Annotated in this window: 24 protein-coding genes; 12 read left to right on the top strand and 12 right to left on the bottom strand. The window is 71.7% G+C overall.

All coding sequences use genetic code 11. The annotated features are described in order from the left end of the window. Nucleotides 1-42: 42 nt before the first annotated feature. Nucleotides 43-3,573 carry a DNA polymerase III subunit alpha gene (gene dnaE / locus ACQRWP_RS05755; RefSeq protein WP_430501139.1) on the bottom strand — a complete coding sequence of 1,177 codons (3,531 nt, stop codon included), beginning with the start codon at nt 3,571-3,573 and terminating at the stop codon, nt 43-45. A 144-nt stretch (nt 3,574-3,717) separates the two neighbouring features. Between dnaE and ACQRWP_RS05750 the strand changes: the two genes are divergently transcribed. The 3 genes from ACQRWP_RS05750 (at nt 3,718) to ACQRWP_RS05740 (ending at nt 5,522) form a co-directional block, all read left to right on the top strand. Then, nucleotides 3,718-4,338, top strand: a complete 621-nt coding sequence (locus ACQRWP_RS05750; protein ID WP_430501138.1) for an L-threonylcarbamoyladenylate synthase — start codon at nt 3,718-3,720, stop codon at nt 4,336-4,338. A 99-nt stretch (nt 4,339-4,437) separates the two neighbouring features. After that, complete coding sequence (locus tag ACQRWP_RS05745; protein WP_430501137.1) at nt 4,438-4,977, top strand: RNA polymerase sigma factor; 540 nt, start codon at nt 4,438-4,440, stop codon at nt 4,975-4,977. Next, nucleotides 4,974-5,522, top strand: a complete 549-nt coding sequence (locus ACQRWP_RS05740) for a hypothetical protein (RefSeq protein ID WP_430501136.1) — start codon at nt 4,974-4,976, stop codon at nt 5,520-5,522. The genes ACQRWP_RS05745 and ACQRWP_RS05740 overlap by 4 nt, the downstream gene beginning before the upstream one ends. On the opposite strand, the gene ACQRWP_RS05735 is transcribed toward ACQRWP_RS05740, so the two are convergent. Further along, on the bottom strand, nt 5,519-6,700 hold the full coding sequence (locus ACQRWP_RS05735) for a low temperature requirement protein A (protein ID WP_430501135.1): 1,182 nt from the start codon (nt 6,698-6,700) through the stop codon (nt 5,519-5,521). The two genes, ACQRWP_RS05740 and ACQRWP_RS05735, sit on opposite strands and share 4 nt — an antisense overlap. A 50-nt stretch (nt 6,701-6,750) precedes the next feature. Continuing rightward, entirely contained in the window at nt 6,751-8,181 is a 1,431-nt protein-coding gene (locus ACQRWP_RS05730; RefSeq protein WP_430501134.1) for a serine/threonine-protein kinase, read from the bottom strand. A gap of 134 nt (nt 8,182-8,315) precedes the next feature. On the opposite strand from ACQRWP_RS05730, the gene ACQRWP_RS05725 reads away from it, so the two are divergent. From ACQRWP_RS05725 to ACQRWP_RS05695, 7 genes are all read left to right on the top strand, one after another. Beyond that, entirely contained in the window at nt 8,316-8,915 is a 600-nt protein-coding gene (locus tag ACQRWP_RS05725) for a hypothetical protein (RefSeq protein WP_430501133.1), read from the top strand. Nucleotides 8,916-9,045: 130 nt separating this feature from the next. Then, nucleotides 9,046-9,387 (top strand): PadR family transcriptional regulator, encoded by a 342-nt coding sequence (locus ACQRWP_RS05720; protein WP_430501132.1) that lies wholly within the window; start codon nt 9,046-9,048, stop codon nt 9,385-9,387. Then, nucleotides 9,384-10,331: a permease prefix domain 1-containing protein gene (locus tag ACQRWP_RS05715; protein ID WP_430501131.1), complete on the top strand. Its 948-nt coding sequence runs from the start codon at nt 9,384-9,386 to the stop codon at nt 10,329-10,331. The genes ACQRWP_RS05720 and ACQRWP_RS05715 overlap by 4 nt, the downstream gene beginning before the upstream one ends. A gap of 116 nt (nt 10,332-10,447) precedes the next feature. Then, nucleotides 10,448-11,785 carry a sensor histidine kinase gene (locus tag ACQRWP_RS05710; RefSeq protein ID WP_430501130.1) on the top strand — a complete coding sequence of 446 codons (1,338 nt, stop codon included), beginning with the start codon at nt 10,448-10,450 and terminating at the stop codon, nt 11,783-11,785. After that, entirely contained in the window at nt 11,782-12,498 is a 717-nt protein-coding gene (locus ACQRWP_RS05705) for a response regulator (RefSeq protein WP_430501129.1), read from the top strand. The genes ACQRWP_RS05710 and ACQRWP_RS05705 overlap by 4 nt, the downstream gene beginning before the upstream one ends. 80 nt (nt 12,499-12,578) lie before the next feature. Further along, nucleotides 12,579-13,472, top strand: a complete 894-nt coding sequence (locus ACQRWP_RS05700; protein ID WP_430501128.1) for an ABC transporter ATP-binding protein — start codon at nt 12,579-12,581, stop codon at nt 13,470-13,472. Then, nucleotides 13,469-14,530, top strand: a complete 1,062-nt coding sequence (locus ACQRWP_RS05695) for an ABC transporter permease (protein WP_430501127.1) — start codon at nt 13,469-13,471, stop codon at nt 14,528-14,530. The genes ACQRWP_RS05700 and ACQRWP_RS05695 overlap by 4 nt, the downstream gene beginning before the upstream one ends. A gap of 195 nt (nt 14,531-14,725) precedes the next feature. On the opposite strand, the gene ACQRWP_RS05690 is transcribed toward ACQRWP_RS05695, so the two are convergent. Beyond that, entirely contained in the window at nt 14,726-15,913 is a 1,188-nt protein-coding gene (locus tag ACQRWP_RS05690) for a peptidoglycan-binding protein (RefSeq protein WP_430501126.1), read from the bottom strand. A 253-nt stretch (nt 15,914-16,166) separates the two neighbouring features. Between ACQRWP_RS05690 and ACQRWP_RS05685 the strand changes: the two genes are divergently transcribed. Next, a complete protein-coding gene (locus tag ACQRWP_RS05685) occupies nt 16,167-17,231 on the top strand; it encodes a helix-turn-helix domain-containing protein (RefSeq protein WP_430501125.1) in 1,065 nt (354 codons plus the stop codon). Nucleotides 17,232-17,267: 36 nt separating this feature from the next. On the opposite strand, the gene ACQRWP_RS05680 is transcribed toward ACQRWP_RS05685, so the two are convergent. The 8 genes from ACQRWP_RS05680 to pgsA all read right to left on the bottom strand — a co-directional run bounded on the left by ACQRWP_RS05680 (nt 17,268) and on the right by pgsA (nt 24,176). Beyond that, nucleotides 17,268-17,882 (bottom strand): DUF402 domain-containing protein, encoded by a 615-nt coding sequence (locus ACQRWP_RS05680; protein ID WP_430501124.1) that lies wholly within the window; start codon nt 17,880-17,882, stop codon nt 17,268-17,270. Between the two features lie 138 nt (nt 17,883-18,020). Beyond that, a complete protein-coding gene (locus ACQRWP_RS05675; RefSeq protein WP_112583375.1) occupies nt 18,021-18,773 on the bottom strand; it encodes a YebC/PmpR family DNA-binding transcriptional regulator in 753 nt (250 codons plus the stop codon). Between the two features lie 283 nt (nt 18,774-19,056). Next, the gene (gene pdxT, locus ACQRWP_RS05670) at nt 19,057-19,662 is read right to left on the bottom strand and encodes a pyridoxal 5'-phosphate synthase glutaminase subunit PdxT (RefSeq protein ID WP_430501123.1); all 606 of its coding nucleotides are present in this window, start codon (nt 19,660-19,662) and stop codon (nt 19,057-19,059) included. A gap of 78 nt (nt 19,663-19,740) precedes the next feature. Continuing rightward, nucleotides 19,741-20,658, bottom strand: coding sequence for a pyridoxal 5'-phosphate synthase lyase subunit PdxS (pdxS, locus tag ACQRWP_RS05665; protein WP_430501122.1), 918 nt, complete (start codon nt 20,656-20,658; stop codon nt 19,741-19,743). 147 nt (nt 20,659-20,805) lie between these two features. Further along, on the bottom strand, nt 20,806-21,309 hold the full coding sequence (locus ACQRWP_RS05660; protein ID WP_430501121.1) for a hypothetical protein: 504 nt from the start codon (nt 21,307-21,309) through the stop codon (nt 20,806-20,808). Between the two features lie 81 nt (nt 21,310-21,390). Further along, nucleotides 21,391-22,551: a glycosyltransferase family 4 protein gene (locus tag ACQRWP_RS05655; protein ID WP_430501120.1), complete on the bottom strand. Its 1,161-nt coding sequence runs from the start codon at nt 22,549-22,551 to the stop codon at nt 21,391-21,393. Nucleotides 22,552-22,567: 16 nt separating this feature from the next. Next, nucleotides 22,568-23,500 (bottom strand): phosphatidylinositol mannoside acyltransferase, encoded by a 933-nt coding sequence (locus ACQRWP_RS05650; protein WP_430501119.1) that lies wholly within the window; start codon nt 23,498-23,500, stop codon nt 22,568-22,570. Nucleotides 23,501-23,546: 46 nt separating this feature from the next. Beyond that, nucleotides 23,547-24,176 carry a phosphatidylinositol phosphate synthase gene (pgsA, locus tag ACQRWP_RS05645; protein ID WP_357204363.1) on the bottom strand — a complete coding sequence of 210 codons (630 nt, stop codon included), beginning with the start codon at nt 24,174-24,176 and terminating at the stop codon, nt 23,547-23,549. A 249-nt stretch (nt 24,177-24,425) separates the two neighbouring features. Here pgsA and ACQRWP_RS05640 point away from each other — a divergent pair, with 249 nt between their 5' ends. Next, a complete protein-coding gene (locus ACQRWP_RS05640) occupies nt 24,426-26,582 on the top strand; it encodes an elongation factor G-like protein EF-G2 (protein WP_430501118.1) in 2,157 nt (718 codons plus the stop codon). Nucleotides 26,583-26,787 lie beyond the last annotated feature (205 nt).

Genomic DNA, 26,787 nt, shown 5'->3' with positions numbered 1-26,787 from the left:
CCGGCGGTCCGGCCGGCGCACGCCGGCCGGACCGAGGCCCGGTCAGCTCACGTTGGCCGGGCCGAGGACGCTCTTCAGGTCACCCATCAGCGCGGTCGTCGCCGCCACCCGGAACGGACCCAGCCGCAGGGTGGTGGTGCGCCCGCCGTTCTGGAGTTTGACGTGCACCTCGGTGTCGCCGGGGTGCAGCACCAGAGTCTCCTTGAGTTTCTCCACCAGCGGCGGTGTGCAGCGGTGCACCGGGATGGTGAGGGTGACGGGCTTGTTGGTGGCGCTGGTGCTGACGTCCGGCATGGACATGTCCATCGCCATGATCCGTGGGGTGTCGTCGCGGCGGTCCACCCGACCCTTGACCACCACGATGGCGTCCTCGGCGATGTACTGCCCGATCACCTCGTAGGTGTTGGGGAAGAACAGCGCCTCCACCCCACCGGCCAGGTCCTCCAGGGTGGCCGACGCCCAGGCGCGGCCCTGCTTGGTGACCCGGCGTTGCACCCCGGACAGGATGCCGGCGAGGGTGACGACCGCCCCGTCGGGCACCGCGCCCTCCTCGGCCAGGGAGGCGATGGTGGTGTCGGCTGCCGCGTTGAGGATGTGCTCCAGGCCGAACAGCGGGTGGTCGGAGACGTACAGGCCGAGCATCTCCCGCTCGAAGGCCAGCTTGTCGCGCTTGTCCCACTCGCTGTCGCCGATGGTCGGCATCACAGTGGTGCTGCCGGTGTCGGCGTCACCGAAGCCGGCGCCGAACAGGTCGTACTGGCCGACGGCCTCCTTGCGCTTGACGTCGGCGTACGCGTCGATCGCGTCGGCGTGCACCGCGAGCAGGCCCTTGCGGGGGTGGTCGAGGGAGTCGAACGCCCCCGCCTTGATCAGCGATTCGATTGTCTTCTTGTTGCAGACCACCGCGTCCACCTTGGACAGGAAGTCGTAGAAGTCGGCGTACTCGCCCTTCTCCTCCCGGCAGCGCATGATCGAGGCGACCACGTTCGCCCCGACGTTGCGCACGGCGGCGAGGCCGAAGCGGATGTCCTTGCCGACCGGGGTGAACGGCCCGGCCGAGGTGTTCACGTCCGGCGGCAGCACCTGGATGCGCATCCGGCGACACTCGGCCAGGTAGAGCGCCATCTTGTCCTTGTCGTCACCGACGGACGTCAGCAACCCGGCCATGTACTCGGCCGGGTAGTGCGCCTTCAGGTACGCCGTCCAGTAGGAGACCAGGCCGTACGCGGCGGAGTGTGCCTTGTTGAAGGCGTACCCGGCGAACGGCACCAGGACATCCCACACCGCCTGGATCGCCTCGTCGGAGTAGCCGCGCTCGCGGCAGCCGTCCCGGAACGGGATGAACTCCTTGTCGAGGATCTCCTTCTTCTTCTTACCCATGGCCCGGCGCAGCAGGTCCGCCTGACCGAGGGTGTAGCCGGCGAGGATCTGCGCGGCCCGCTGCACCTGCTCCTGGTAGACGATCAGGCCGTGGGTGGGCGCCAGGATCTCCCGCAGCGGCTCCTCCAGCTCCGGGTGGATCGGCGTGATCTCCTGGAGGCCGTTCTTGCGCAGCGCGTAGTTGGTGTGCGAGTCGACGCCCATCGGGCCGGGCCGGTACAGGGCCAGGACGGCGGAGATGTCCTCGAAGTTGTCCGGCTTCATCAACCGCAGCAGGGACCGCATCGGCCCACCGTCGAGCTGGAACACGCCCAGGGTGTCACCGCGGGCCAGCAGCTCGTACGCGGCCTTGTCGTCCAGCGGCAGGCCCAGCAGGTCGAGCTTCCGGCCGTGGTTCAGCTCGATGTTCTTGACCGCGTCGTCGATGATCGTCAGGTTGCGCAGGCCGAGGAAGTCCATCTTCAGCAGCCCGAGTGACTCGCAGGTCGGGTAGTCGAACTGCGTGATGATCGCCCCGTCGGCGTCGCGGCGCGTCAACGGGATGTGCTCGATGATCGGCTCGGCGGACATGATGACGCCGGCGGCGTGCACACCGGTCTGCCGGATCAGCCCCTCGATGCCCTTGGCCGTGTCGATCACCTTGCGGACGTCCGGGTCGGAGTCGTACAGGCCGCGGATCTCGCCGGCCTCGGCGTAGCGGGGGTGCTTGTTGTCGAAGATGCCGGTGAGCGGGATGTCCTTGCCCATCACGGCGGGCGGCATGGCCTTGGTGATCCGGTCGCCGACCGCGTACGGGAAACCGAGGACCCGGGCCGAGTCCTTGATCGCGGCCTTCGCCTTGATCGTGCCGAAGGTGGCGATCTGGGCGACCTTGTCCTCACCCCACTTGTCGGTGACGTACTTGATCACCTCGCCGCGCCGACGCTCGTCGAAGTCGATGTCGACATCCGGCATCGAGACCCGCTCGGGGTTGAGGAACCGCTCGAAGATCAGGCCGTGCTGGATCGGGTCCAGGTCGGTGATGCCCAGCGCGTACGCGACGAGCGACCCGGCGGCGGAACCACGACCCGGGCCCACCGCGATGCCCTGGTTCTTCGCCCACTGGATGAAGTCGGCGACCACGAGGAAGTAGGACGGGAAGCCCATCTGGTTGATGACGCCCAGCTCGTACTCCGCCTGGACGACGTGCCCCTCCGGGATTCCGTTCGGATAGCGGCGGGCCAGGCCGGCGAAGGTCTCCTTGCGGAACCAGGACTCCTCGGTCTCCCCCTCGGGCACCGGGAAGCGCGGCATCAGGTTGTGGAACTCGAACATCCCGGCCGGGTCGACCTTCTCGGCGACCAGCAGGGTGTTGCGGCAGCCCTCCTGCCACAGCTCGGACGAGTCCACCGCGCGCATCTGGTCGGCGCTCTTGATGAAGTAGCCGCCGCCCTCGAACCGGAACCGGTTGGGGTCGTCGATGTTGCTGCCGGTCTGCACACAGAGCAGCACGTCGTGGGCGGTGGCCTGCGCCTCGTGGGTGTAGTGGGAGTCGTTCGTGACCACCGGCGGGATGTCCAGCTTGCGGGCGATCTCGGTGAGCCCCTCGCGGACCCGGCTCTCGATGGAGAGGCCGTGATCCATGATCTCCAGGAAGTAGTTGTCCTTGCCGAAGATGTCCTGGTAGCTGGCGGCGACCTTGAGTGCCTCGTCGAACTGGCCCAGCCGCAGCCGGGTCTGCACCGCGCCGGACGGGCAGCCGGTGGTGGCCATGATCCCCTCGGCGTGCTCGGCGATCAGCTCCATGTCCATCCGGGGCCACTTGACGTAGTGCCCCTCCATGGAGGCGCGCGAGTTGAGGGTGAAGAGGTTCTTCAGGCCCTGCGCGTTCTTCGCCCACATGGTCTTGTGGGTGATCGCGCCGTTACCGGAGATGTCGTCGCTCTTCTGCTCCGGGCGACCCCACTTGACCCGCGCCTTGTGATAGCGCGACTCCGGCGCCACGTACGCCTCGACGCCCAGGATCGGGGTGATCCCGGCGGCCATCGCCTGGTTGTAGAAGTCGTTCGCGCCGTGCATGTTGCCGTGGTCGGTGATCGCCACAGCGGACATGCCCAGCCGCTTGGCCTCGGCGAACAGGTCCTTCAGTCGGGCCGCTCCGTCGAGCATCGAGTACTCGGTGTGCACGTGCAGATGCGCGAACGAATCAGCCATGCGTGGCGCCCCCCGGCGGTGTGGATCTTGTTGGTCGGAGCCGACCGGCACCTACCCTACCGAGGTGATCTCGGCGGCTCCACCGTCCGCGCCGAGGGTGGCCCTCGTCTCCTGATCGCCCCCGGGTGCGCCTAGTCTCGGAGGATGGCGAGGTACTACGACGTACACCCGGAGAACCCACAGGCCCGGGTCATCGGGCAGGTCGCCGACCTGATCCGCAGCGGTGGGCTGGTCGCCTACCCGACGGACTCCTGCTACGCGCTCGGCACCCAACTGGGCAACCAGGACGGGCTGGACCGGATCCGACAGATCCGACACCTCGATGATCGCCACCACTTCACGCTGGTCTGCCACGACTTCGCCCAGCTCGGTCAGTTCGTGCAGATCAGCAACTCGGTCTTTCGCCTGGTGAAGGCGTCCACCCCGGGCAGCTACACGTTCATCCTGCCGGCCACCCGCGAGGTGCCCCGCCGGATGCTGCACCCGAAGAAACGGACCGTCGGCGTGCGGGTGCCCCGGCACACCGTCACCCAGGCGCTGCTGGCCGAACTGGCCGAACCGTTGGTGTCCAGCACGCTGGTCCTGCCCGGCGACGAGGAGCCGATGACCCAGGGCTGGGAGATCAAGGAACGGCTCGACCACCAGCTCGACGCGGTGCTCGACGCCGGCGACTGCGGTAAGGAGCCGACGACCGTGATCGACCTGTCCGGGCCCGAGCCGGAGATCCTGCGCCGGGGCGCCGGGGACGTGTCCCGCTTCGAGTAGCGCGTCGGTCTCGGGTCGGGTGCCGGACGGTACGGGGCCGCTGCGGCGGCCCCGGTCGTACCCTCAGGGATCGGCACCGGCGAGCATTGGACAACCGGCATGCCCGAAGCGGACGACATCGACGCCCTGGCCCGGTCCGCCGCGCACGGCGACCCGGCCGCGCTGAACGCCCTGCTGGTCGCGGTGCGCCCCGAGGTGCTGCGGCTGTGCGCCCGATTCCTGCCCAGCCGGGAGGACGCCGAAGAGGCCTGCCAGGACACGTTGCTGGCGCTGGCCGGCGGCATCACCCGGTTCGAGGGGCGTTCCTCGTTCCGCACCTGGCTGCACCGGCTGACCGCCAACCGGGCCCGCTCCACGTACCGCACGCTGCGCCGCCGCTGCCGGCTCGAGGCCGGCGGGATGCCGGTGCCCGACCAGGCCGATCCCCGACGGACCAGCGTGGTCGCCGGCACCCGCCTCGACCTGCTCGACGCCTTCGACTCGGTCCACCCCGACCTCGCCGAGGTGGTCGCCCTGCGCGATGTCCTCGGACTGAGCTACCCGGAGATCGCCGCCCTGCTCGACGTACCGCTGGGCACTGTGAAGTCCCGGTTGCACCTGGCCCGGCGGCAGGTCCGGCAACGGCTCGGCGCGGAATGAGCCGCGCCTCGTTCCGCCGGTTCGTCGTCGTCCTCACGGCCACCGTGGCGGTCGCCGGCTGCGGCGGCGCCGACGCCGTCTCGCCCCTGCCCGTCCAACCGCCCGGGCCGACCCGTTCGACGCCGGCCACCACCGCGATCCCCAGAATCTCCGCGATCCCCGCGCCCACCGGGTCGCCGTTCCGACCGCCGCCGACCAGCGCGCGCCCGGCCGCGCCACCGCCCGCGCCCACCAGACCCAGGGGTACGCCCCGAACGACTCCCCCGCCGACCGACGCGACGCCGGCCTGTCAGGGCGCGGTCCGCTACGACCTGCCGCTCGCCGAGACCGAGATCGAGCTGCTGAAATCGCTCTGCTTCGCCACCGGCGCGGTGCTGCGCATCCAGGGCATCGGCCCGGGGCTCGTCACCGTGGACCGCCCGGAGTTGGTCTCCCAGCAGTACGAGGCGGGCGTGGTGGACATCCGCTTCGTCCGCGCCGGCACGGTCGCCGTGACGATCCCCAAGGACGGCCGGGAGCACACCATCACCGTTGTGGTCCGCTAGCCGGTGGATCGATGCCGGGCCCGGAGGAACTCGACGGTGGCGACCCCCAGCAGCACCAGACCGGCGGCGACGCTCACCGCCAGACCGGGCAGGTGCGGCGCCACCGGGGCGAGAGCGATCGTCACGACGACGCCGACGACGTGGGACAGCGGCAACCGCTCGTAGACCTCGTACTCGAGCAACGCGCGACCGCACAGCACCAGCCCGGCACCGCCCAGGATGAGCGCGACCATCGGGGCGTCCGGCCGCTCGCCGGGCTGCTCGATGATCCGTTCGACACCGGCGGCCGTGCCGACCACCCCGGCGATCATCAGCCAGTGGGCGTACGGGTTGGTCTGCACGAGCCGGGCCGGGTGGGGCGACGACTCGATGGCGGCGCGCAGGGTCGCGCCGGCCCCCCGGGCGTAGCTCCACCAGAGCACCGCGGCCGTGAGGAACGCGGTGCCGAAGGCGGCCACCCGATCCGCGGTGAAGGGTTGGTGGCCCAGGCTGAGGACGCTGACCAGGACCAGCTCACCCAGGGACAGAATGTAGATCTGCTGGTAGCGCTCGGCGAGGTGCTCGGGCACCACCTGGTAGCGCGGCAGCGGCGCCCGACCGGGGAGCGGAAAGCGCAGACCATACGCGGTGTAGTCGACCGTCAGCGCGGCCAGCCACAGCCCGAGCCGCCAGCCGGGATCGGCCACCAGACCGCCGACCACCCAGAGGGTCCCCGTGCCGACGTCCCAGATCAGGGCACGTACCGGGCGCTCCTGCTCCGGCCGCCCCCGCAGGAACCAGGCGAGCACCAGCCCTCGGACCAGGAAGATCGCGACCCAGGTACCGCTGAAGATCAACCCGTGGTCACCGAACGCCGTGGGCAGCGCGGCGGCCATCAGCATCAGGCCGAACATGGTGCCCAGGATCAGCAGTGGGAGCGGCTGCTTCCGGGGGCTGTAGCTGTCGGTGATCAACGTGGTGGTCACCCACACCGCGAACAGCGTCGACAGCAGGAGCAGCGCCTGGGCGATGCCGATCCAGCTCTGGTCGGCGGCCATCTTCCGCGAGGTCATCGCCAGACCGGCGACCAGGGCGAGGTCGAAGAACAGCTCCAGCAGATCCGTACGCGGTGACCCGTTCGGCGTGCGGATCTGCGCCCGACGCGTGCCGCCGCTCACCGGCTCGCGCTTCTGGGCCACGGTGACAGCTTCACACCCCGAGGGCCGCCGCCGGGCGCGTTCCGCCGCACCTACCGCAGGCGCACGCCGGCGAGCAGGGTGTCCACGAAGTCGGGTCCGCTGGCCGCGGGCGGGGCGATCTGCACGTACACCAGGGCGGGTCGGCCGGGGTGCAGGGCGGCCGACTCGATGATCTGCGGCCGGCCCTGGTCGCAGCGGTACGCCACCACGGTCCACTCGAGGCCCTCCTGCCGGGTGACGCGGGCCGGCCCGGGCGTGCAGTCGCCGTGCGTGCGCTCGGCCAGGAACCCGGCGGGCGTGGCGCGGGCCGCCGTGCTGGCGGAGAGGCCCACGAACGCGCCGGGCAGGCGAGGGTCGGCGGCCCAGCGGCGGGGTTGCGGCGACATCACCAGCGCCGGTTCGGGTTCGCCGTCGGCGCCGTACTGACCGGCCCAGGTGGCACCCGTGGCGGACCAGCCGGGCGGCAACGTCACGGTCAGCGGCCCGGTCGTGTACGTGCCGCCGACCGGCCGAGCCGACCCGGCACCACACGGCTCGGCACCCACCGCACCCACCGCGGCGAATGCCACCACCGCGGCCCCGGCCCGCCGCAACCGGTACCCGCGGCGCACCCCCGCCCGGGGTGACGGCTGTCGTCGCACGGGACCGGCCGCCGCAGCCGGCCGCCCCGCCGGAGCGCTCGCGCGGATCAACGCGGCGTGCAGGGTCGCGGCGTCGGGGTAACGGTCGGCCGGGAGGTGGGCGGTGGCCTGGGCGAGCACCGCCGCGACGGCCGCAGGCACGTCGTCCCGAAGTCGGATCTCCGGGGGGTGCCGACGCGAATCGGGCCTGGTCGGGTTCGCGCTCGACAGGTCGGCGGCCAGCAGTCGGATGCCGAGCCGCCCGAGCCCGTACACGTCGGCGCGGGTGTCGACCACAGCGCCCGGATCGTCCTGCTCGGGGGCCATGTAACCCGGGGTGCCGGCCCGGGCGGTCAGCCCGGAGGCGGCGGCGAGCGCCTTGGCGAGGCCGAGGTCGGCGATCAACACCTGTTCCGGCCCGTCGGGGCCGGCGGAGCGGAACAGGATGTTGCCCGGGGTGAGATCGCGGTGCACGACGCCGTGCCGGTGCAGCACGGCGACCCCGGCGCAGACCTCGCCGAGCAGCCACAACGCCATCGGCGCGGGAATCTCGTCAGCGGCCAACCGGTCCCGCAGGCTGCCCCCGTCCGCCCAGGCCAGGACCGCGTACGGGCGGCCGTCGGGCAGCTCACCGACGGCGTGCACCCGGATCAGCCGCTCGTGCTCCAACCGGCGCAGCAACCGGGCCTCGTCGAGGAAGCGTTCCCGCACCCGCAGGTCGTGGCTCCAATTCTCGGCCAGCACCTTGATCGCCACGTGCGCGTCGAGCGCCCGGTCGTAGCCCAGCCAGACCGTCGCGAACGAACCGACGCCGAGCAGTCGCTCGATCGCGTAGGGCCCGATCCGCAGTGGAGCCGTCACCCGCGTCACCCCCGGCCAGCACGGTCGGTCGGCGTTTCTCTGCACAGTAGACCCGGCCGGTCGGAATCCCGACGAACCGTTGGCCCTGGCGCGGTGACTAACAGGGCAGGAGACCCATCACCGAAGGAGCCACCATGAACCGTCCCGCGATCCTTCTCACCACCGCCGCGTTGGCGCTCGGCACGCTCGTCCCGGCGACCGTCGCCGGCCCGGCGGCGGCAGCACCCCTGGCCGGCGGCGCCGCGCCCGCCTCGGCGCACGGCCCGCTCGCCGCCGCCGTCGGGCACACCCACCCGCAGGTGCTCAGCGTTCGTGGCGTCGGTGTGTACCGCATCGGCGCCAGCCTGGCGTCGCTCACCACCAACGGGCACATCGACTGGACCGTGCCGACCTGCGACGGGGTGGTGCACGCCGGCGCGACCGGATCCTGGGCGGGCGTGATCCTGCTGGCCTTCCGCGACGGGCGACTGGTGGAGGTCGGTACGGCCACCGCGCCGCCGAAGTCCCCCGCCGGCGCCACGGTCGGCATGTCCTTCGACGACCTGGAGGCGATCTACGGGCGGCGGGGTTCGCTGATCCGCAACGACGCGGGGGACGCCGAGGCGTACCTGGTCCGGGCGGGGTCGCGGGTGGAGCTGTTCACCGGGCACCCGATCCGGCCGGGGGTGGGCTATTTCCAGGTCGGTCCGGCCAGCTTCGTCGAGCGGAACTTCCGGCAGGGCCCGACCTGCTGACTTTTCCCAGGTGCGGGGCGTCCGGTGTCGACCGGGCGCCCCGTACGTCGTATCGGCCCGAACGGAGGTTGGGCGGACACGATGATGTCAGCGTAGACAACACTGTGTGGCACACAGTATGGTGTGACACATGGTTAGCGAGGACGTTCTACGGACGCACCTACAGGAGTTGCGTCGAGGCACCGTCGTGGTGGCCAGCCTGGTCGCGCTACGCCGACCGAACTACGGCTACGCACTGCTGCAACGGCTCAGCGACCACGGCTTCCCGGTCGACGCCAACACCCTCTACCCGCTGCTGCGCCGCCTGGAGGACCAGGGGCTGCTGACCAGCGAGTGGAACACCGAAGAGAGCCGACCGCGCAAGTTCTACCGGACCAGCGACGAGGGCGAGTCGATGCTGAACCGGCTCCTCGACGACCTCGCCGCCGTGCAGACCTCCATCACCGGGCTGATCCAAGGAGTGGACCGATGAACACCCTGACCGACCGCTACCTCGCCGCCACCCTGCGATCGGTGCCCACCCAGCGCCGCGACGAGATCGCCACCGAGCTGCGGGCCTCCATCGAGGACATGATCGACGACCGCACCGGCGGCGCCGCGGACCCGTCCGTGGCCGAGCGGGAGGTGCTCACCGAGCTGGGCAACCCGGACGTGCTGGCCGCCCGGTACGCCGACCGCCGGTTGCAGCTCATCGGTCCGACCTACTACCTACTCTGGCTGCGACTGCTGAAGCTGCTGCTCAGCTTCATCCCAGCGCTCGTCGGCACGATCGTCGCCATCGTCAAGGTCGCCGAGGGCAGCGGTTTCGGGGCCATCGGGCCCGGCATCGTCGTCGCCCTGCACGTAGCCGTGCACATCGGGTTCTGGCTCACCCTGACCTTTGCGATCATCGAGCGCTCCCAACCGACAATGGACGTGCCAGATTGGACGGTCGACCAGCTGCCCGACGTCCCAGCCCACCGCGACGTGTCCCTCGCCGACACCATCGCATCGGTAGTCATTCTGGTGGCCACGATTGGCTACCTACCGTTCCAGCAGTACCGGTCCTGGGTACGCGGCACCGACGGCGACAACATCCCGGTCCTCGACCCGGCGCTGTGGTCCTTCTGGCTGCCGGCACTGATCGTCGTCCTGCTCGGCACCATGGTGTTCGAGATCGTCAAGTACCGGATCGGGCATTGGAATTGGGCGCTGTTCGGGACCAAAGCGCTGCTCAACCTCGCGTTCTCGGTGCCGCTGGTGTGGCTGGCGCTGTCCGACCGGCTGGTCAACCCCGCCCTGGGCGAGCGGCTGAGCTGGCTGGCGGACGCGGACAACCGCAACACCATCGGGGTCGCCATCGCGGTCGGCGCGGCAGCGATCCTGGTCTGGGACCTGATCGACACGGCCCTGAAGACCCGCCGGCAGACCGCGTGAGTAATCCCCGACCCGACGGCCCGGCGCGTACCTCGCGCCGGGCCGTCGCCCGTCGTGGTGACCACGGCGGCCCGCCCGGTCGGAGGGCCGGGCGGGCGGCGTGGCATCGTTCCTGGATGACCGTGGCATCGCGACCGGAATGGCGTCGTCCGGGTCCAACGGCGGAACAGCGCCGGTTCGACCTGTGGATCGGGCTGGCGGTGACCGGGCTGGCGGTGGTCAGCCTCACCCTGGCCCGCAGCGCCGGGGCGTTCCTGCTGGGCCCACCACCATCCGGGCCGGAGCAGTTGTTCTGGACCGTCGCGGTGACGCTGCCGCTGGTCTGGCGACGACGCTGGCCGCTGGCGACCCTGCTGATCGTCTCGGTGGTGTTCATCTGCGCCCAGGCACGATCAGCCCCGGAGACTCAGTTCTCCGCCTGGGCTCTGTTCTGCGTCATCTACACCGCCGGCGCCTGGGGGCAGGACCATCGGCTGGCCCGCCGGCTGCGGATCGGCGTGATCGCCACCATGTTCGCCTGGCTGGGCGTCTACTACGCCGTGACCATCGACCACATCCCCCCTGATGCCTTCGATGACGCGGTCGGACCGGTGCCACCAGTCCTCGCGGCGATGGTCACCGGTGTGCTGGTCAACGTGCTGACTCTCGGGTTCGCCTACTTCTTTGGTGAGACCGCCTGGGTGGCCGCGCGCCGTGAGCACGAGCTGCGCGCCCAGGCCGAGGACCTGCGTCGGTCGCAGGCCGAGGGGCGGGAACGGGCGGTGCTCGGCGAACGGGTCCGGATCGCCCGGGAGCTGCACGACGTGGTGGCCCACCACGTGTCGGTGATGGGCGTGCAGGCATCCGCCTGCCGCCGGGTGTTCGACCGCGACCCGGGTAAGGCCCGCACGGCGCTGACCGCCATCGAGCAGAGCGCCCGCACCGCCGTCGACGAGCTACGCCGGATGCTCGGCGTGCTGCGGACCTCCGCCGGCACCGACGCCGCACCGCCGGCGGCCGGCGGCGTCGAGCGGATCGACGAGTTGGTCGAGCGGGCTCGGGCCGCCGGGCTGACGGCCACCCTCGGGGTGTACGGCGACCCGGTCGCGTTGCCCGAATCGGTCTCCCAGACGGCCTACCGGGTGACGCAGGAGGCGGTGACCAACACCCTGAAGCACGCCGAGGCGGCCCTGCTGGACGTGCGGGTCCGGTACCTGGCCCGGGAGGTGGAGGTCGACGTGACCGACGACGGGCGGGGCGGCGGCCCGACCGACACCGTCGGATTGGGCCTGATCGGCATGCGCGAACGGGTCACCGCCCACGACGGCGACCTGGAGGCCGGGCCGCGGGCCGGCGGCGGCTGGCGGGTACGCGCCCGCTTCCCCCTCGCGACGTCAACGGACCGGCCGGTGGGCCCACAGCGGGAGCCGAACGACAGGCAGCAGGCGGCAGCCGGAGCGGAGCCGTCGGCATGAGCACGGCAGCCCAGCACACACCCGACACCGGGCCGACGGTCCGGGTGCTGCTCGCCGACGACCAGCACCTCGTCCGTACCGGCTTCCGGGTCATCCTGGAGGTGGAGGACGACATCGAGGTGGTCGGTGAGGCCGCCGACGGCGAACGGGCCGTCACCATGACCCGAGCCACCCGCCCCGACGTCGTACTCATGGATGTGGAGATGCCCGGGATGGACGGCCTGGAGGCCACCCGGCAGATCGTCGCCGACGGCCCCGGGGCGCCCGCGGTGCTGATCCTCACCACCTTCGACCGCGACGACTACCTGTTCGCCGCGCTGCGGGCCGGGGCCAGCGGCTTCCTGCTCAAGAACGGCACCCCGGAGGAGCTGATCGAGGCGATCCGGGTGCTGGCCAGGGGCGACGGTCTGCTCGCCCCGGAGATCACCCGGCGGGTGATCTCCACCTTCGCCCGACCCGGCGACCCGGCGGGCACCGCCCACCGGGGCCCGGACGCCGAGGCCACGCTGGCCGAGCTGACCCCGCGCGAACGGGAGGTGCTGATGCTGCTCGCCGCCGGATCGAGCAACGCGGAGATCGCCACGGCCATCCACCTGGGCGAGGCGACGGTGAAGACGCACGTGAGTCGCGTACTGGCCAAGCTCGGCCTGCGCGACCGGGTGCAGGCCGTGGTGTTCGCGTACGAGAACGGGGTGGTCCGGCCCGGCGGGTGACGGCGTCCGCCGCGAGGTGGACCCGCCCGCTCACCCGCCGGGCGGACGGCGCAGCGGCGTGATCGATCTAGCGTGAGTGCGTGACCAGAACGCTTCGCCTCGACGGCGTCGACCGCAGCTTCGGCGACCGTCAGGTGCTCAGGAACGTGTCCTTCGAGGTGTCCGCCGGCCGGATGACCGGTTTCGTGGGCGCCAACGGCGCCGGCAAGACCACCACCATGCGGATCATCCTGGGTGTCCTCGCCCCCGACGCCGGCGAGGTGACCTGGGGCGGCACCGCGCTGACCCGGCAGGACCGTCGGCGCTTCGGCTACATGCCGGAGGAGCGGGGCCTCTACCCCAAGATGACCACCCGCGAGCAGGTGACCTACCTGGGCCGGCTGCACGGGCTGGACGCCGCCGCGGCACGACGTTCCACCGACGCGCTGCTCGACCGGGTCGGGCTCGGTGAACGCGGCGACGACCTGCTGGAGACGCTGTCGCTGGGCAACCAGCAGCGCGCCCAGATCGCCGCCGCGCTGGTGCACGACCCCGAGGTGCTGGTGCTCGACGAGCCGTTCTCCGGCCTCGACCCGCTGGCCGTGGAGACCGTCGTGGCCGTGCTGCGGGAACGGGCCTCGGCCGGCGCGCCGGTGCTCTTCTCCAGTCACCAGCTCGACGTCGTGGAGCGCCTCTGCGACGACCTGGTGATCATTGGGGACGGGGTGATCCGGGCCGCCGGCAGCCGGCAGCAGCTGCGCGACTCGTACACCGTGCCCCGCTTCGAGCTGGTCGTGGAGCACGACGCCGGCTGGGTACGCGACCACCCCGGCGTGACAGTGGTCGAGTTGGACGGCGCGCGGGTGGTCTTCGACCTGCCGGCCGGCACCGACGAACAGCCCGTGCTGCGGGCGGCCCTGGCCCGCGGCCCGGTCCGCGCCTTCCGCCCGGTCAGCCCCTCGCTCACCGAGATCTTCCGAGAGGTCACCCAGTGAACGTCACCCAGGCCACCCGCCTGATCGCCGAACGCGAGATCCGGGTCAAGCTGCGCGACCGCACCTTCCTGTTCGGCACGCTGTTCTTCCTGTTGATCGCCGCGGCCGGCACCATCCTGCCGCCGCTGTTCTCCGGCGGGCCGTCCACAGTGGCCGTGACCGAGAGCTTGGCCGCGCCGCTGCGCGCCGCCGGGCTGGAGGTCCGGGTCGTCCCCGACGACCGGGCCGCCGAGCAGGCCGTCCGCGACGACGACGTGGACGCGGCGGTGGTCACCGGACCGGCCGTCCTGGCCATGGACGACGCCCCGGACGACGTGGTGAAGGCCCTGAGCACCCAGCCGACCGTCCGCCTGCTCGACCCGGACGCTGTCGATCCGGTGGTGGCGTTCCTGGTGCCGTTCGTCTTCGCGTTCGTCTTCTTCATCACCTCACAGACGTTCGGTGTGCAGATCGCGCAGAGCGTCATCGAGGAGAAGCAGACCCGGATCGTGGAGATCCTGGTCGCCGCCGTGCCGGTCCGGGCCCTGCTGGCCGGGAAGGTGGTGGCCGGGGCCATCCTGGCGTTCGCGCAGATCGCCCTGATCGCGGTGGTGGCGGTGATCGGGTTGCAGATCGGCGACAGCGGAGGTCTGCTCAGCCTGCTCGCCCCGGCGATCGGCTGGTTCGTGCCGTTCTTCCTGATCGGTTTCGTGCTGCTCGCCGCCATGTGGGCGGCGGCCGGCGCCCTGGCCAACCGGCAGGAGGACATCGCCGCCGTGTCGACGCCGGTGCAGCTCGCCGTCATGCTGCCGTTCTTCGCGGTGATCTTCCTGAACGACAACGCCACCGCGATGCGGGTGCTGTCCTACCTGCCGTTCTCGTCGCCCACGGCCATGCCGCTGCGGCTGTTCACCGGCGACGCGGCCGGCTGGGAGCCGATCGTCTCGTTGGTCCTCCTGGTGCTCGCCGCCGGCGCGTTCCTCCTCGCCGGTGCCCGGGTGTACGAGGGGTCGCTCCTGCGCACCAACGGCCGGACCTCGCTGCGTACCGCCTGGCGGGAGCGGGAGACGATCGGCTGAGCCGACAGGGCCGCCCCCGCGGGCGTCGGTGTCCTGATCGGATACCGGCGCCCGCGGCCGTACGGCACCGTTCCGAGCGCTGTTCGGAGGCTGCGAACAGCGCGGGTACTCCTACGGTGAGTCCATCGCACGGCAACGGCCTGGCTGTCGCCGGTTCCGGACCGAGGGGCTCTCGATGACCGCACCGAACAGCTGTCACATCGACGGTGACGGTGCGCACTGCCAGTGGCCGAACCCGCCGGTGAGCGACCAGACGTTGCGTGCCGTCCGAATGTTCCAGTACGGGTCCAGCGCCGTGCGGGGGTCGACACCGAACCGGGACAATTCCGTGTCGGTGAACTGGAACAGCCCCCAGCGCCGCGACCCGTCCGCGACGACCACCACCCGATACGGGTCCAACTCGGAAAGGCATCGGGCCATCTCCACCGCCCCGCTCGGGTCCTCCGGGAAGGACCGCCGCAGGTACTTGCCGATCCGGTCCTCCGGCCAGGGTGCCGGCACCGTCGGCTGGCTCGCCAACGCGTCGAGCACCTGCCCGTCCGCGGTGCCGCTGACCGGCAGGCTTCCCAGGGCCTGGAAGGCGATCAACCCGCTGGTGGTGCCGGGGCCGAACCAGCCGTCCACCGGCACGTCCAGCCCACGGGCCACCAACCGCTCCTGGAGGTCCAGCACACACGGGCCGTACATGCCCTGGCGCAGGACCAGCGGGCAACCTTCGGTCGGCGAGCTGTTCGCCGCGGCGGTGAGGTTCGGCAGCAGCGTGCCGGCGCCGCCGATCGTCAGCGCGCCGAGCACCGCGAGCACCGCCAGCCGGAGGCGGCGACGGGCCGACCGGGGCGCCGCGGGTCGCGACCACTCCAGCAGGACCGGCCGGACCGACGGTGTCGATTCGTCCGAGGGACCGGGGCCGGCGGACGGCACCGCGTCGGCCGACAGGGTGGAGCCAGCAGGCAGGGCCGGGCCAGCGACCGGGTCAACGGGCGAGTGCGGCTCAGCCGACGGGATCGGGTCAACGGGCGGGACCGGCTCAGCCGGCGGGGGCTGGCTGGCGGCGGGCGCCACTGTGTTCTGCGGCGCCGGCGTCTCCCATCGGTCCCGCTCGCTGAGGCGGGCCTCGATGTCCCGCCGCATCTCCACCCACCGCTCAGTGTCGGGCACTCCGCAGGCCGCCAACATCGCCACCACGGTGCGCTCCCGGGGCAGGGTGATCCGCCCCAGCATCGTGGCGAGCGTGCTGGCCGGCAGCCAGTGCCCGGCCGCCGAGGCCCGCCGGGAGATCTCCCGGTAGGTCAGGCCAGAGCAGCGCCGCACGTCCCGCAGCAACGCGACGTACTCCCCCGCCGTGGCCGCCTGCGGCACCGCATCCCGGGCACCGTCATCCATTGATTTTCCCCGTTTCGTCGATCTGGTCGGGCCCGGACCGTTGCCGGCACGAGCCCGTCGGCCGTACCCCGGTCAACGGCGCGACCATCGAGCATCGACGCTAGATAAGCCGGCGGACGAGGACAATGCCCTGGTCGCCGGGGAGCGTTGTCCGCGCAGCTCACGGCGGCATGTCCGGATCTTGTCCGACCATCTCGGACAGTCACTGGGACCCGACTTGCCCCCGCGTCGGCGGTGTCTGGAGAATCGGGCGATGACCACGGGGGAGCTACGCCCGGACGACGCGTCCGACCCGGCCGAGTTCGTCGAGATGCTGCGCCAGCTCAAGGACCGGTCGGGGCTCACCTACCGGCAGCTGGAGCAGCGTGCCGCGTCGACGGGTGACGTGCTGGCCCGTAGCACGGCGGCCGACATCCTGCGCCGGTCCACACTGCCGCGACCCGAGGTGGTGGCGGCGTTCGTTCGGGCCTGCGGCGCCGAGGACCAGGTCGAGACGTGGCTACGGGCGCGACACCATCTCGCGGTGAACGCGTACGCGCCGAGGTCGCCCGTGTCGGACCAGCCGACCGACGGCAGCACAGCGGACCGTTCGCCTGCCGACGCGGCACCGGCCGTGGTGCAACGCCCGGCGCGGGCGTGGTGGTTCGCTCGGCGCACACCGCTGACGATCCTCGCCGTCGTGGTGCTGCTGGCGGTGATCGGCGTGGTCGCCTGGATCCAACGACCCGACGACACACAGCAGACGGGTCAGCGTGGCGGCCCGACCCCGGGGGTTTCCGACGTCCCCTCGGCGGACAGCGCCAGCCCGGACGGCGAGGCCAGCCCCGAGGCCGACGCCCGCCCGACGATCGCACCGGACGCGCGCCTGAGCCGGATCCACCCCGTCCGCAGCCCGCAGCTGTGCCTCAGCGAGGGGCACGACCGCACCGGGCAGTACAAGAGTGAGGTGTTGGTCCAGCGTCCCTGCGTGGACGCCACCCCGCCGGACACCTACCTGGAGCCGGCGGCCGACGGGCTGTACTTCATCAAGTGGAACCACCCGGTGCACGGGCCGGGCTGCCTCACAGTCCGCGCCGAGGACCCCGGTCGGAACATGCTCGAACCCTGGCAGAAATGCAGCGACACCAATTTGTCGCAGCACTTCCGCTTCGAGCCGACCGCATCCGCGCCGACCTCGTACCGCATCAGGCCCAGCGGCACGAATCTGTGCGTCGGGCTCCGCGACGACGACACCGAGGTGTCGGCCGAGGCGCTGGTCGAGCCGTGCACCAACGGCGCGGACCAGGTGTTCCTGGTCGATCCCCGACCGGAAGGCTGACGGGCCGGTTCGGGCGGCCGGGTGGAGCGCCGCCGGTCAGCGCGCGGGCGGCACCTGGTCCCAGCCGGCGGGCAGCGGGGGCACCGTCCAGGCGGGGTCGGGCTGCCAGGCGGCCCACGCCGGGTCCCACCAGCGCTCACCCCCGTCGAGCAGGGCGGCGATCCGGTCACCCTCGGCCTGGATGGCGTCCGCCATGCCCGGGTAGCGCCCCTCGACGAGGCGCTGGGCGAACATCTCCACGTCCTTCCAGACGTACCGGTCGGCGTCCGCCGCCCACCACAGGTCCAGTTCGTGGTCCAGGGTGTCCACCCCGATCGGGGTACGCCGCACCGGGTCCTGGAGGTTGAAGTACCAGCCGGCGAAGTCGCGCCCCGGCCCGGCCCAGAACACGTCGATCGAGTGCGCCTCACCGGGGCGTTGCAGCATCAGCTTGCCGTGCCCGGACCAGGAGCGGTGCCCGGCGGCCTCCCACGGGTGCCGCCCGCAGGGGAAGACGCCGGTGTCCGGGAAGCCGAACTCGGCCCCCGGTGGGAGGTAGAGCGCGAGCAGGTCGGGCGAATCCTCGACGCAGATCGTCGGGCAGCCGAACCAGACCTCACCCCGCAGCACCTCACGCCGCACCACGGTGTCCCCAAACGAGAACCGCTCCACAACCCCTCCTCGCCCGCCGCGCCAACCTGACCAACGCCGCGATCTTGCAGTTTCTGTTGACGATATGCCGTGAGTAGCCCGGTCTGTCGGGTCAGAAAGTGCAAGATCGCGGCGGGGTGAGGCGGGGGCGTAGCGGGGTCAGGCGTCGACCGCCGCCATCACGTCGTCGCTGACGTCGAAGTTGGCGTAGACGTTCTGCACGTCGTCGCAGTCTTCCAGGACGTCGATCAGCTTGAAGATCTTGCGTGCGCCCTCTTCGTCCAGCGGCACGTTGACGCTGGGGATCAGCGAGGACTCGGCCGACTCGTACTCGATGCCGGCGTCCTGCAACGCCGTGCGCACCGGGATCAGGTCGGTCGGCTCGGAGACCACCTCGTACGCCTCGCCGAGGTCGTTGACCTCTTCGGCGCCGGCGTCGAGGACGGCCAGCATCACGTCGTCCTCGCTGGTGCCCTCCTTGGGGACGATCACCACGCCCTTGCGGGAGAACATGTACGACACCGAGCCGGCGTCGGCGAGCGAGCCGCCGTTGCGGGTCAGCGCGGTCCGCACCTCGGTCGCCGCGCGGTTGCGGTTGTCGGTGAGGCACTCGATGAGCATGGCCACGCCGCTCGGGCCGTACCCCTCGTACATGATCGTCTGCCAGTCGGCGCCGCCGGCCTCCAGGCCGGAGCCGCGCTTGACGGCGCGATCGATGTTGTCGTTCGGCACCGAGCTCTTCTTCGCCTTCTGAATGGCGTCGAAGAGCGTCGGGTTACCGGTCGGGTCACCGCCGCCGATCCGCGCGGCCACCTCGACGTTCTTGATCAGCTTGGCGAACATCTTGCCGCGCTTGGCGTCGATGACGGCCTTCTTGTGCTTGGTCGTCGCCCACTTTGAGTGGCCGGACATCTTCTACCTCCGTTGCTACCCGCCGTCTGCATCGACCGCACCGCTCACGCCCCGCTCCCGCCGGCGCACGCGGAGGTGCCGGTCAGCTCTGGTGGAAGCCGTGGCGGGCAGATGGCCCTGCCGAATCTCCGCAATCCTACCGACGTCCCCCGGGTCCCTGTCATGCACCGCGCGCGGCAGGGCCGCCCGGCCCCCACCGACCAGGGCAGACGGGACAAAAAACCCGGATCTGGGCCACGACCGCAGGGAGCATCATGGACAGCCCGGCGCGGCCGCCCGCCGTTCAGCGGGCGGCGCGGACCAGGTCCACGAAGTACGCGTGCACCCGCAGGTCACCGGTGAGCTCCGGGTGGAACGAGGTGGCCACCAGGTTGCCCTGTCGGACCGCCACGATCCGGTCGGCGGCCGGGCCGTCGGACACCACCCCGATGACCTGCACGCCGGCACCGACCCGCTCGACCCACGGCGCGCGGATGAACACCGCGTGGAACGGCTCGCCCGGCACCCCGACGACGGTCACCGGCGCCTCGAACGAGTCGACCTGCCGGCCGAACGCGTTGCGCCGGACGGTCATGTCGATGCCGGAGAAACCGCGCTGATCGGGTCGGCCGTCGAGCACCTCGGTCGCCAACATGATCATTCCGGCGCAGGAGCCGTAGACCGGCATGCCGTCGGCGATCCGCTTGTCGATCGGCTCGCGCATCTCGAAGATGTCGGCGAGCTTGCTCATGGTGGTCGACTCGCCGCCGGGGATGACCAGGCCGTCGACCGCGTCCAGCTCCGCCGGACGGCGGACCGGGCGGGCGTCGGCGCCCGCCGCGGCCAGCGCCGCCACGTGCTCGCGGACGTCGCCCTGGAGCGCGAGCACACCGATCACGGGTGCCGTCATGTTCGCACCGTTCCTCTCCGCGTCACGCCGCCCCGGCGGGGCGCGTCGACCGTCCTCAGCCCTGGCGGACGCCGACCGTCACCAACCGCGCTCGGCCAGGCGGTGCGGCTGCGGGATCTCGTCGACGTTGATGCCGACCATCGCCTCGCCGAGACCCCGGGAGACCTTGGCCAGCACGTCCGGGTCGTCGTGGAAGGTGGTCGCCTTGACGATCGCGGCGGCCCGCTGCGCCGGGTTGCCCGCCTTGAAGATGCCGGAACCGACGAAGACACCCTCCGCGCCGAGCTGCATCATCATCGCCGCGTCGGCCGGAGTGGCGATCCCGCCCGCGGTGAACAACACCACCGGCAGCTTGCCGCTCTCGGCGACCTCCTTGACCAGCTCGTACGGGGCCTGCAACTCCTTGGCCGCGACGTACAGCTCGTCGGCCGGCAGCGAGGCCAGCCGGCGGATCTCGTGGCGGATCTTCCGCATGTGGGTGGTGGCGTTGGAGACGTCACCGGTACCCGCCTCGCCCTTGGAGCGGATCATCGCCGCGCCCTCGGTGATCCGGCGCAGCGCCTCGCCCAGGTTGGTCGCGCCACAGACGAAAGGCACGGTGAACGCCCACTTGTCGATGTGGTTCGCGTAGTCGGCCGGGGTCAGCACCTCGGACTCGTCGACGTAGTCCACGCCGAGCGACTGGAGGATCTGCGCCTCCACGAAGTGGCCGATGCGGGCCTTGGCCATCACCGGGATGGAGACCGCCTCGATGATCCCGTCGATCATGTCGGGGTCGCTCATCCGGGACACCCCACCCTGCGCGCGGATGTCGGCGGGCACCCGCTCCAGGGCCATCACCGCGACAGCGCCGGCGTCCTCAGCGATCTTGGCCTGCTCGGCGTTGACGACATCCATGATCACGCCGCCCTTGAGCATCTCGGCCATGCCACGCTTCACGCGGGCGGTGCCGACGACGGGGGCGGTACCGGTGTTCGAGGCGGTGTTTTCGGGCACGGGTCATCGCTCCTTGGACATGCTCTGGGGGTGGCAGCGAAAATGCTACGCGCGGTTCAACGCCGTACCGACAGCCAATCAGACCCCCGGTGGCCTGCACTGTGGCCCTGGTCACCAGCCCGCCCGCGCCCATCTGGGAGGAGGGGGTCAGGCGGCGGGGACGTCCGCCGGCACGACGAGGGTCGGGTCGTCGATGTCGAAGTAGCGCGGCCACTGCCGGCCCCGCCCCATCCGCAACAGGCGCACCAGCGGCCGGCTGCGCGCCGAGCGGGCGTCCCGGACCAGGTCGGTGTGTACCTGCCGGGACAACGCGAGCCGACGACTCGCGGCGATGACCGCCGCGCAGTCCGGGTCGCCCGGGTCCAACTGGACGCCGCGTAGCTGCCGGGTGAGGTCGTTCTCCGCCGCTTCCCGCTCGTCCGGGCTGGCGTCCAGGGCGATCCGGGCCGCCGCGTACAGCTCGACGCCGAAACGCCGCTCAGCCAGGACCGCGGCTGCCGCCGCGCGGCGCAGCAGGTGGGCGTCGAGGGCCCGGGCCGCCAGCTCCGCGCGGCCCTGTAGCCGCTCGACCCGGCCGGCGGTCCAGACGAGGTACGCCGCGACCAGCCCCACGACCACGCTCGCGGCCACCACCCACCACATGTGCGGCATCGTAGTGCTGCTCCGTTTCGTCCGATTGGGCGCGGCCGGACCGGTCCCGCCGGTCACCACCGCACCACCCGTCACACCGGCTCAGCTCAGCCCCACCCATTCCTGGTCGATGACCCGCCCGTCGGTTGCCTCGATCGCCGCTGCGTATACCTCCAGAACGCGGCGAGCAACCACCGGCCAGTCGAAATTCGCGACCACCTGATCGCCGCAGGCACTCAGGGTGGCCCGCGCGGCCGGGTCGTCCAGCAGCTCGCCCAGCACGTCACGCAGCCCCACCGGGTCGCCCGTCGGGAAGAGCCGACCGGCCCGCCCACCGTCGAGCACCCGCCGGAACGCGTCCAGGTCACTGGCGATGACCGTCGTACCCGCGGCGAGGGCCTCGGTGAGGATCATGCCGAACGACTCACCGCCGGTGTTCGGTGCGACGTAGAGGTGCACACTGCGCAGCATGCGCGCCTTGTCCGCTTCGCTGACCAGGCCGAGGAACGTGATCTGCTCGTGCAGCTCGGCCGGGAACTGGTCGTACAGGTCGTCGGGGTCACCCGGGCCGGCGACGAGCAACCGCAGACCGGGCCGGGTGGCGGCCAGCGCCACGAACGCGTCGCGCAGCACCGGGAAGCCCTTGCGTGCCTCAGTGAACCGGCCCAGGAAGCCGAGCGTGCCACCGGTGCCAGCCGCGCACTCCCCCGGCCAGCCCGGCAACGGCTCGACGTCGGTGAACTTGGCCACGGCCACCCCGTTGGGGATCTCCACCGCACCGCCGTCCATGTGCTCGACCTGCACCTTGCGGGCCAGCGCGCTCACCGCGATCCGAGCCGTGATCCGCTCCAACACGATCTGGAGCACACCCTGCGCGGCGGCGAGGACCCGCGAACGGGTCATCGCGGTGTGGAACGTGGCCACCACCGGGCCACGGGCGGAGAGCACTGCCAGCAGCGACAGACTCAGCGTGAGCGGCTCGTGCACGTGCAGCACGTCGAAGTCACCGTTGGTGATCCACCGCCGCACCCGGGCCGTCGACACCGGGCCGAACGCGATCCGGGCCACCGACCCGTTGTACGGCAGCGGAACGGCCCGGCCGGCGGACACCACGTACCCCGGCAGCGGCGAATCCTCGTCGGCCGGCGCGAGCACGCTGACCTCGTGGCCCAGCGTGATCAGCGCCTCGGCGAGGTCCATGACGTGGTTCTGCACCCCACCGGGGACGTCGAAGGAGTACGGGCACACGATGCCGATCCGCATCCGTCAGCCCACCTCCTCAGGCCTGGCCGGTGGCCGATGAGGGCAGCGTCGCGCCCTCCCCCGACCTCGCCTGGTCCAGCCACATCCGCTGCAACATGTGCCAGTCTTCCGGATGCCGGGCGATACCCGCCGCCAGACGGTCGGCGATCAGCTGGGTCAGCGACCGGACCCGCTGGTCCAGCGGCCCCACCTCGGGCCCCGGCACCGGCAACGGACCAGCCAGCGACGCGCAGGCGGCGTCCGGTTCGTACCACAGCGAGGCCACGTAGAGCGGCGCACCGGTGTGCAGCGCGAGCAACGCCGGCCCGGCGGGCATCCGGGTCTTCCCACCGAAGAAGTCCACCTCCACCCCTCGGGCGGAGAGATCACGGTCGGCCAGCAACGGCACCACCGCACCGGCCCGCAGCCGGTCCAGCAACACGTCGAACGCCGGACGCGGCCCCCCGTGGGTCGGCAGGATCTCCATCCCCAGACTCGCCCGGAAGGCCAGGAAACGCTTGTACACGCCCTCCGGCTTGAGCCGCTCCATGACCGTGGTGATCGGCCAACCGGTGGCCGCCACCCAGGCGCCCGCGGCATCCCAGTTACCGGCGTGCGGCAGGGCCACCACCGCGCCCCGACCGGCGGCCACGTCGGCGGCGAGCAGCTCGGCGCCGTCGAGCCGGAAACCGGACAGGATCTGCGACCGGCTCAGGGCGGGCAGCCGGAACGCCTCCATCCAGTACCGGGCGTACGAGCGCAACCCGCGCTTGACGAGATCGTCCAACTCGGCGTCGGGCAGCTCCGGGCCGACCACCCGGCGCAGGTTCGCGCGCAGTCGGGCCGTACCCCCGCCGCCGGCGCGGTGGGCGCGGTCCGCGCCCGCCTGGAACGCCGCCGCCACCAACGGCCGGGGTAGCGCGCGGACCACCCGCCACCCGGCGATGTAGCCCAGCTCGGTGAGGTTCACGCGACTCGGCCGCCGGTCGTCCGACGCCGGGTCGCCGGCACCCCACTCACGCTTGGCCGTCCGGCTGGAGCTGCTGGGCCTGGCGGTAGACGTGCGTCATCCGCTGCCCCACCGTGAAGATCGACACGGCGGCGAGCAGCCAGAGCGCGATCTCCAGGGCCGGATCGACACCGACACCGGTGAGGATCCCGCCGACCCCGACGATGAGCAGTCGCTCGGTGCGTTCGGCGATGCCCACGTTGCAGGTCATGCCGAGCCCTTCGGCGCGGGCCTTGACGTAGGAGACGAGGCTGCCGGCGGCCAGGCAGACCAACGCGGCGGCCACTCCGGAGTGGTCGCCCTCGGTGGCCAGCCAGTACGCGACCGCGCCGAAGACGGCGCTGTCGGCGACCCGGTCCATGCTTGAGTCGAGGAACGCGCCGAACCTGGTGGAGCCGCCGCTCATCCGGGCCATCGTCCCGTCGAGCAGGTCGGTGAGCGCGAACAGAGTGACGATCAACGCGCCCGCGACCAGATGGCCGCGGGCACCGAAGCCGAGCGCGCCGACGAGCACACCAACGGTGCCCGCGACGGTGACGGCATTGGGGGTGACGCCCGCGCGCAGCAGGGCGCGGGCAATCGGCTCGACGACGCGGGTCATCCCCGCGCGGGCCGACACTTGGAAGATCTTCGCCATGGCGGTCCCCACGATAACGGTCCGCCCAGCTCCGGCGATACGGACGGTACCGCCGACCCGCCCGGGGGAGGCTTGTGCCTACCCGGCAACGGGTGTGAGATCGAGCCGGGAGGTGAGCCAGCTCACCCGTCCGCCCGTCCCGTTCCCGCTGTGCAGCAGACCACCGGAGGATATCGCCGCGCACTCGCCCCGGGCCGCTTCCCGTCGCGCGGCGGTCGCCACCACCACCGGCTGAGGGAGGTGCGCCCCATGGCGCAGAAGAGTCAAGAGAAGGGTTCCACCGGCGGCACGCCGGTGGTGACCGAGCCCGAGCGGGTTCGCAACGTGGTGCTCGTCGGGCACTCCGGGGCAGGCAAGACCACCCTGGTCGAGGCCCTGCTCGCGGCGACCGGCACGATCGGCCGCGCCGGCAGCGTGGTCGACGGCACCACGGTCGGCGACCACGACCCCGCCGCCGTACGTCAGCAGCGCTCGGTCAGCCTGTCCTGCGCGCCGCTGCTGCACAACGGCATCAAGGTCAACCTGCTGGACACCCCCGGGTACGCCGACTTCGTCGGTGAGCTGCGCGCCGGGCTGCGAGCCGCCGACGCCGCGCTCTTCGTGGTCTCCGCCGCGGGCGGCATGGACGCGGCCACCGTCGCTCTGTGGGAGGAGTGCGCCGCGGTCGACATGCCCCGCGCGGTCGCGGTGGCCCGACTGGACCAGCCCCGCGCCGACGTCGACGAGACGGTGGCGCTCTGCCAGCGCCTCTTCGGTGACAACGTGATGCCCCTCTACCTGCCGATGCTCGGCGACGACGGGGTGTCCACCGAAGGTCTGCTCGGCCTGATCACCCGTCGGGTCTTCGACTACAGCGCCGGGCTGCCCGCCGACGTCCGCGACCCGGACCCGGAGCACCAGCGGGCCATCGACGAGTCCCGCGACGAGCTGATCGAGGGGATCATCGCCGAGAGCGAGGACGAGACCCTCATGGACCGCTACCTCGACGGCGAGGAGATCGGCGACGAGGTGCTGATCGACGACCTGGAGAAGGCCGTCGCCCGGGGCCACTTCTACCCGGTGGTGCCGGTCTGCGCCCAGACCGGTGTCGGGCTGGACGTGCTGCTGGAGGTGCTGACCGCCGCGTTTCCGTCGCCGCTGGAGCACGAGCTGCCGGCGGTGACCGGCGTGGACGGCTCGCCGCGTCCGCCGCTGAGCTGCGACCCGGCCGGGCCGCTGGTCGCCGAGGTCGTCAAGACCACCGTCGACCGCCACGTCGGGCGGGTCTCGCTGGTCCGGGTCTTCTCCGGCACGCTGCGCCCCGACCAGACCGTGCACGTCTCCGGGCACGGCATGGCCGACCGCGGGCACCCCGACCACGACGCCGACGAGCGGGTCGGGCACATCTACACCCCGCTGGGCGCCACCCTGCGGGAAGTGTCGCTCTGCGTGGCCGGCGACATCTGCGCGATCACCAAGTCGGGCAGCGCCGAGACCGGCGACACCATCTCGACCAGGGACGACCCGCTGCTGATCGCCCCCTGGGAGATGCCGGAGCCGCTGCTGCCGGTGGCGATCGCCGCCCGCAGCCGCGCCGACGAGGACGCCCTGGCCCGCAACCTCGCCCGCCTGGTCGCCGGCGATCCCACGCTGCGGCTGGAGCGCAACTCGGAGACCCACCAGCTGGTGCTCTGGTGCATGGGCGAGGCACACGCGGACGTGGTGCTCGACCGGCTACGCGCCGGCGGCGTCGAGCTGGACACCGAGCCGGTCAAGGTGTCGCTGCGCGAGACGCTGACCGTGCCCGCGAAGGGGCACGGCCGCCACGTCAAGCAGTCCGGCGGCCACGGCCAGTACGCGGTCTGCGACATCGAGGTCGAGCCGCTGCCCCGCGGCGGTGGCTTCGAGTTCGTCGACCGGGTGGTCGGCGGCGCCGTGCCGCACAACTACATCCCGTCAGTGGAGAAGGGCGTCCGCGCCCAACTGGAGCGCGGGCTGGTCGCCGGGCACCCAGTGGTGGACCTGCGGGTGACCCTGGTCGACGGCAAGTCGCACAGCGTCGACTCCTCCGACGCGGCCTTCCAGACCGCCGGCGCACTGGCGCTGCGCGACGCCGCCGAGCGTGGCCAGCCGGCCCTGCTGGAGCCGATCGACGAGGTCACCATCCGGGTTCCGGACGGCTCGGTGGGCACGGTGATGGGCGACCTGTCCGGCCGGCGCGGCCGGGTGCTCGGCACCGAACCGGACCCGGACACCGAGGGCCGCACCCTCGTCCGCGCCGAAGTGCCGGCCACCGAACTGCTTCGGTACGCCGTCGAGCTGCGCTCGATGACGGCCGGCACCGGCACCTTCCGCCGCCACTTCGTTCGCCACGACCCCATGCCCGCCCACCTGGCCGACCAGGCCCGCAAGGAACAACTCCCCTAACCCCGCCCCGCCCCCGCCCGGCCCGCCCCGGCGATCTTGCGCTTCCTGTCGTCCTTATGTCGCTGTCGCGGCATCAGTCCCCGCAGAAAGTGCAAGATCGGCGAGGGCTGGGGTGAGTCGCGGGTCGATCATGGAGTTGTGGTGGGCAGAAGATTGGTCTATGCCCGATTTGCGAGGCACCACAACTCCATGATCGACGCGGTCG

Source organism: Micromonospora trifolii (assembly GCF_050516465.1).
GTDB lineage: Bacteria > Actinomycetota > Actinomycetes > Mycobacteriales > Micromonosporaceae > Micromonospora > Micromonospora trifolii.
Note: the sequence above shows the minus strand (reverse complement) of the source record. Positions and strands in the feature narration are given on the sequence as shown.

Excerpts from the sequence above, each read along its gene's own strand:
- ACQRWP_RS05660 (WP_430501121.1), bottom strand. The coding sequence starts at position 21,309 with ATGCCGCACATGTGGTGGGTGGTGGCCGCGAGCGTGGTCGTGGGGCTG.
- dnaE (WP_430501139.1), bottom strand. The coding sequence starts at position 3,573 with ATGGCTGATTCGTTCGCGCATCTGCACGTGCACACCGAGTACTCGATG.
- ACQRWP_RS05705 (WP_430501129.1), top strand. The coding sequence starts at position 11,782 with ATGAGCACGGCAGCCCAGCACACACCCGACACCGGGCCGACGGTCCGG.
- pgsA (WP_357204363.1), bottom strand. The coding sequence starts at position 24,176 with ATGGCGAAGATCTTCCAAGTGTCGGCCCGCGCGGGGATGACCCGCGTC.
- ACQRWP_RS05740 (WP_430501136.1), top strand. The coding sequence starts at position 4,974 with ATGAGCCGCGCCTCGTTCCGCCGGTTCGTCGTCGTCCTCACGGCCACC.
- ACQRWP_RS05720 (WP_430501132.1), top strand. The coding sequence starts at position 9,046 with ATGGTTAGCGAGGACGTTCTACGGACGCACCTACAGGAGTTGCGTCGA.
- pdxT (WP_430501123.1), bottom strand. The coding sequence starts at position 19,662 with ATGACGGCACCCGTGATCGGTGTGCTCGCGCTCCAGGGCGACGTCCGC.
- ACQRWP_RS05640 (WP_430501118.1), top strand. The coding sequence starts at position 24,426 with ATGGCGCAGAAGAGTCAAGAGAAGGGTTCCACCGGCGGCACGCCGGTG.
- ACQRWP_RS05750 (WP_430501138.1), top strand. The coding sequence starts at position 3,718 with ATGGCGAGGTACTACGACGTACACCCGGAGAACCCACAGGCCCGGGTC.
- ACQRWP_RS05685 (WP_430501125.1), top strand. The coding sequence starts at position 16,167 with ATGACCACGGGGGAGCTACGCCCGGACGACGCGTCCGACCCGGCCGAG.
- ACQRWP_RS05745 (WP_430501137.1), top strand. The coding sequence starts at position 4,438 with ATGCCCGAAGCGGACGACATCGACGCCCTGGCCCGGTCCGCCGCGCAC.
- ACQRWP_RS05690 (WP_430501126.1), bottom strand. The coding sequence starts at position 15,913 with ATGGATGACGGTGCCCGGGATGCGGTGCCGCAGGCGGCCACGGCGGGG.
- ACQRWP_RS05715 (WP_430501131.1), top strand. The coding sequence starts at position 9,384 with ATGAACACCCTGACCGACCGCTACCTCGCCGCCACCCTGCGATCGGTG.
- ACQRWP_RS05725 (WP_430501133.1), top strand. The coding sequence starts at position 8,316 with ATGAACCGTCCCGCGATCCTTCTCACCACCGCCGCGTTGGCGCTCGGC.
- ACQRWP_RS05710 (WP_430501130.1), top strand. The coding sequence starts at position 10,448 with ATGACCGTGGCATCGCGACCGGAATGGCGTCGTCCGGGTCCAACGGCG.
- ACQRWP_RS05655 (WP_430501120.1), bottom strand. The coding sequence starts at position 22,551 with ATGCGGATCGGCATCGTGTGCCCGTACTCCTTCGACGTCCCCGGTGGG.
- ACQRWP_RS05675 (WP_112583375.1), bottom strand. The coding sequence starts at position 18,773 with ATGTCCGGCCACTCAAAGTGGGCGACGACCAAGCACAAGAAGGCCGTC.